This is a genomic window from Haemophilus sp. HMSC071C11, assembly GCF_001837655.1.
Taxonomy (GTDB): domain Bacteria; phylum Pseudomonadota; class Gammaproteobacteria; order Enterobacterales; family Pasteurellaceae; genus Haemophilus; species Haemophilus influenzae.
In genome coordinates, this window is sequence record NZ_KV833449.1 from 21870 (window position 1) to 26565 (window position 4696).

The 4696-nt window shown below is 37.1% G+C and carries 5 protein-coding genes and 1 tRNA gene; 4 read left to right on the forward strand and 2 right to left on the reverse strand.

The window, feature by feature from the left end:
* Nucleotide 1: 1 nt before the first annotated feature.
* Nucleotides 2–74, reverse strand: a tRNA-Gly gene (locus tag HMPREF2644_RS07930).
* Nucleotides 75–167: 93 nt separating this feature from the next.
* Complete coding sequence (orn, locus tag HMPREF2644_RS07935; protein ID WP_009500975.1) at nt 168–716, reverse strand: oligoribonuclease; 549 nt, start codon at nt 714–716, stop codon at nt 168–170.
* A gap of 70 nt (nt 717–786) precedes the next feature.
* On the opposite strand from orn, the gene rsgA reads away from it, so the two are divergent.
* From rsgA to crr, 4 genes are all read left to right on the forward strand, one after another.
* Nucleotides 787–1827, forward strand: a complete 1041-nt coding sequence (rsgA, locus tag HMPREF2644_RS07940) for a small ribosomal subunit biogenesis GTPase RsgA (protein WP_011272762.1) — start codon at nt 787–789, stop codon at nt 1825–1827.
* Nucleotides 1828–1985: 158 nt separating this feature from the next.
* Nucleotides 1986–2243, forward strand: a complete 258-nt coding sequence (gene ptsH / locus HMPREF2644_RS07945; RefSeq protein ID WP_011272761.1) for a phosphocarrier protein Hpr — start codon at nt 1986–1988, stop codon at nt 2241–2243.
* Nucleotides 2244–2322: 79 nt separating this feature from the next.
* Nucleotides 2323–4050, forward strand: coding sequence for a phosphoenolpyruvate-protein phosphotransferase PtsI (gene ptsI, locus HMPREF2644_RS07950; RefSeq protein ID WP_011272760.1), 1728 nt, complete (start codon nt 2323–2325; stop codon nt 4048–4050).
* A 59-nt stretch (nt 4051–4109) separates the two neighbouring features.
* Nucleotides 4110–4610 carry a PTS glucose transporter subunit IIA gene (gene crr, locus HMPREF2644_RS07955; RefSeq protein WP_011272759.1) on the forward strand — a complete coding sequence of 167 codons (501 nt, stop codon included), beginning with the start codon at nt 4110–4112 and terminating at the stop codon, nt 4608–4610.
* Nucleotides 4611–4696 lie beyond the last annotated feature (86 nt).

A 4696-nucleotide genomic window follows, 5' to 3' on the forward strand; every position in this document is an offset into this window, starting at 1 on the left:
GAGCGGGAAACGAGGCTCGAACTCGCGACCCCAACCTTGGCAAGGTTGTGCTCTACCAACTGAGCTATTCCCGCAGTTCACATCAGTGAATGAGCCCGAATTATACAAATATTTTTAGGGCTTGCAAGGGCAATTTCATAAAAAGAAATTTTTTGTTGAAGTTTTCGTCAATCTAATTTCATGAAGTGTTCGCGATAATAAGCCAGCTCTTTAATGGATTCTCGAATGTCATCTAGCGCTAAATGCGTATTCTCTTTTTTAAAGCCTTCTAAAATTTCAGGTTTCCAACGTGCAGCAAGTTCTTTTAATGTGCTCACGTCTAAATGGCGATAATGAAAATAATCGGCTAAATCTGGCATATATTTCACTAAGAAGCGTTTATCTTGGGCAATGCTGTTACCGCAAATTGGCGATGCACCTTTGGGAACCCACTTTTTTAAAAAGTCTAAGGTTTGTAATTCTGCTGCTCGTTCGGTAAGTTTGCTGGCTTTTACGCGTTCAATTAAGCCGTTTTCACTATGCGTTTTTTGGCACCAATCATTCATTTTATTGAGTAATTCATCAGACTGATGAACCGCTAATACTGGGCCCTCTGCCAAAATATTTAAATTTTTATCTGTCACAATAGTCGCAATTTCAATAATACGTTCTTTTTCCGGATCTAAACCGGTCATTTCTAAATCAATCCAAATAAGATTTTGTTTATCGAATGGCATAATATCAGGTATCCTATGCAAAAATTTTTTTCATTTTACCAAAAACAAGGGAAAAAACGACCGCACTTTTATGGCTAAACGTAAATTAACTCAAAACCAAACTAGAAGAATTCAATCGAATAATGCGAAAACATTACATCGCCATAAGAAAAAAGACATTGAATGGTCAGATGAAATGCTTGGCGAATCACAAGAAGGCGTTGTGGTCACACGTTATTCTATTCACGCAGATGTCGAAAATGAACAAGGCGAAATTTATCGTTGTAATTTGCGTCGTACCTTGTCGAGTTTGGTGGTGGGAGATAAAGTTGTTTGGCGTAAAGGCAATGAACAATTACAAGGTGTGAGTGGCGTGATTGAGGCGATCCATCCCCGAGAAAATGAAATTTCCCGCCCTGATTATTATGATGGTTTGAAACCTATTGCGGCGAATATTGATCGTATTATTATTGTATCAGCGGTGTTGCCAACGCTTTCCTTAAATATTATCGATCGTTATCTTGTTGTGTGTGAAATTGCGGGAATCACGCCTCTCATTGTTTTGAATAAAGTGGATTTATTGGCACAAGAACAGCGTCAAGAAATTGAAGACCAACTTAAAATTTACCAAGATATTGGCTATGAAATTTTAATGATTTCAGCAAAGAGCGGTGAAAATATGGAAAAATTGACCGCACTTTTGGCACAAGGCACGGCGATTTTTGTTGGGCAATCTGGTGTTGGTAAATCGAGTTTAATTAATCATATTTTGCCTAGCGTAAACGCTCAAGTAGGGGATGTGAGCGAAACATCAGGCTTAGGGCAGCATACCACGACATCGTCACGTCTTTACCATTTGCCACAAGGCGGTAATTTAATTGATTCGCCCGGAATTAGAGAATTTGGCCTTTGGCATTTAGATGCAGAGCAAATCACAAAAGGCTATCGAGAATTTCAATATGTTTTGGGCACCTGTAAATTCCGTGATTGTAAACATTTGAGCGACCCCGGATGTGCGTTGCGTGAAGCCGTTGAGCAAGGCAAAATTTCGCCTGTTCGTTATGATAGCTATCATCGATTAATTGAAAGTTTAAGTGAAACAAAATCACAACGTCATTTTTCATTAGTTTAACGATTGAGATTGTGAATAATAAATAAACTATTTAGCTTATTTTTATGATTTAATTCAGGCTTTTTAGTGTTTATTCTTGATTATTTTGTTTTGAAAAAGGATACTAGGGCAATTTTCTGGTTTTATATTTTTAATTATTGATTAGTCGAGGTAGCATTATGTATTCAAAAGATGTGGAAATTATTGCACCAAACGGTTTACACACGCGCCCTGCTGCACAATTTGTGAAAGAAGCGAAAGCATTTTCTTCTGAAATTACAGTAACCTCAGGGGGGAAAAGTGCAAGTGCAAAGAGCTTATTTAAGTTGCAAACATTAGTTTTAACGCAGGGAACAATACTTACCATTTCTGCTGATGGAGAAGACGAGCAACAGGCAGTTGAACATTTAGTTGCGTTAATTCCTACTTTAGAATAATTCTTACTTAGCCATAAAATTGTGAAATTTTATGGCTATTGTTTATTTATTACTTTGTTAATTGTTTCGGAAGGTATCTATGATTTCTGGCATTCTCGCATCCCCAGGTATTGCCTTTGGTAAGGCACTTGTTCTTAAAGAAGAAAAGATTGTTCTTGATACGCAAAAAATTACAGATGATCAAATTGATGAAGAAGTTGCTCGATTTTATGAAGGGCGTGCTGCGGCGGTAGAACAACTTAATTCAATTAGAGAACGTGCATTAATTTCTTTAGGCGAGGAAAAAGCCGCAATCTTTGAAGGTCACTTGATGATTCTTGAGGATGAAGAATTAGAAGAAGAAATTCTTGATTATCTTCGTTCAAATAAAGTGAATGCAGGGGTTGCAGCGAGTAAAATTTTAGATCAACAAGTGACAATGTTATCTGAAATTGATGATGAATATTTGAAAGAACGTGCAGGCGATATTCGGGATATTGCTAACCGTTTAGTTAAAAATATTTTGGGCATGCACATTGTTGATCTTGGCGATATTCAGGAAGAATCTATTCTTGTTGCTTATGATCTGACTCCCTCAGAAACCGCCCAACTTAATCTCGAAAAAGTATTAGGGGTTGTCACTGATATTGGTGGCAGAACTTCCCATACTTCGATTATGGCACGTTCTTTAGAATTGCCAGCGATTGTCGGCACAAATAAAGTGACTAAATTAGTCAATACGGGCGATTACTTAATTTTAGATGCGATAAATAATCAAGTTTATATTAATCCAACGGCATCTCAAATTGATGAATTAAAAGCACTTGAAGCGAAAATTTCTGAGGAAAAAGCAGAGTTAGCTAAATTAAAAGATCTTCCAGCTATTACATTGGATGGACATAAGGTTGATATCGTCGCGAATATCGGGACGATTCGTGATTGTGACGGCGCAGAACGTAATGGAGCGGAAGGGATTGGGCTATACCGAACTGAATTTTTATTTATGGATCGTGAACAGCTTCCCACAGAAGAAGAACAATTTATTGCCTATAAACAAGTGGTAGAAGCAATGAACGGACGCTTAACTGTGCTTCGTACGATGGATATTGGCGGCGATAAAGAGCTTTCATATTTAGATTTACCAAAAGAAATGAATCCATTCTTGGGATGGCGTGCAATTCGCATTGCGTTAGATCGTCGTGAAATTTTAAATGCACAATTACGTGCGGTATTGCGTGCTTCAGCTTTTGGTAAATTGGCAGTGATGTTCCCGATGATTATTTCGGTAGAAGAAATTCGAGAATTAAAAGCGGTTATTGAAACATTAAAGGCGGAATTACGTGAAGAAGGGAGAGTTTTTGATAATAACATACAAGTGGGTGTCATGGTTGAAACTCCCTCTGCGGCGGTAAATGCAAAATTTTTAGCAAAAGAAGTAGATTTCTTTAGTATCGGAACTAATGATTTAACTCAATATACTTTGGCTGTAGATCGCGGTAATGAGTTTATTTCCCATCTTTATAATCCAATGCACCCTTCTGTGCTTGGTTTAATTAAACAAGTGATTGATGCCTCTCACACAGAAGGAAAATGGACGGGAATGTGTGGGGAATTAGCAGGGGATGAACGCGCGACTTTATTGTTACTTGGTATGGGATTAGATGAATTTAGCATGAGTGCGATTTCTGTACCTCGCATTAAAAAATTAATCCGTAATGTAAATTTCCAAGATGCAAAAGCGCTTGCTGATGCCGCATTACAAAAACCGACCGCTGCAGAAATTGATCAATTAATTGAAGAATTTTTGCTGGAAAATTCATTAAATTAAACAAAAGTATTTGATTTTACGTTAAAATAGCATCCATCTTGAATGGATAGGAGATTAAAATGGGCTTATTTGACAAGTTATTTGGTTCAAAAGAAAACAAATCTGTGGAAGTTGAAATTTATGCACCGATCTCTGGCGAGATCGTTAATATTGAAGATGTTCCTGATGTGGTTTTCTCTGAAAAAATCGTTGGCGATGGTATTGCTGTTCGTCCTATTGGTAACAAAATCGTTGCGCCAGTGGATGGTGTGATTGGTAAAATTTTTGAAACCAATCACGCTTTTTCAATGGAATCAAAAGAAGGCGTAGAATTATTTGTACACTTTGGTATTGATACTGTTGAGTTGAAAGGCGAAGGCTTTACTCGTATTGCACAAGAAGGTCAATCTATTAAGCGTGGTGATACCGTGATTGAATTTGATCTTCCTTTATTAGAATCAAAAGCAAAATCTGTCTTAACACCAATCGTAATTTCAAATATGGATGAAATTTCTTGTATCGTAAAAAAATCAGGCGAAGTAGTGGCTGGAGAATCAGTAGTATTAGCCTTAAAGAAATAATTTGTTTACGATAAAAAAAAGTCCGCCTTTGTGCGGATTTTTTATTTATTATAGTTACCTGCGGTTAAATAAATAATCTAGGGGAA

Coding starts and splice junctions, on each gene's coding strand:
- crr (WP_011272759.1), top strand. CDS start 4,110: ATGGGCTTATTTGACAAGTTATTTGGTTCAAAAGAAAACAAATCTGTG.
- ptsI (WP_011272760.1), top strand. CDS start 2,323: ATGATTTCTGGCATTCTCGCATCCCCAGGTATTGCCTTTGGTAAGGCA.
- ptsH (WP_011272761.1), top strand. CDS start 1,986: ATGTATTCAAAAGATGTGGAAATTATTGCACCAAACGGTTTACACACG.
- rsgA (WP_011272762.1), top strand. CDS start 787: ATGGCTAAACGTAAATTAACTCAAAACCAAACTAGAAGAATTCAATCG.
- orn (WP_009500975.1), bottom strand. CDS start 716: ATGCCATTCGATAAACAAAATCTTATTTGGATTGATTTAGAAATGACC.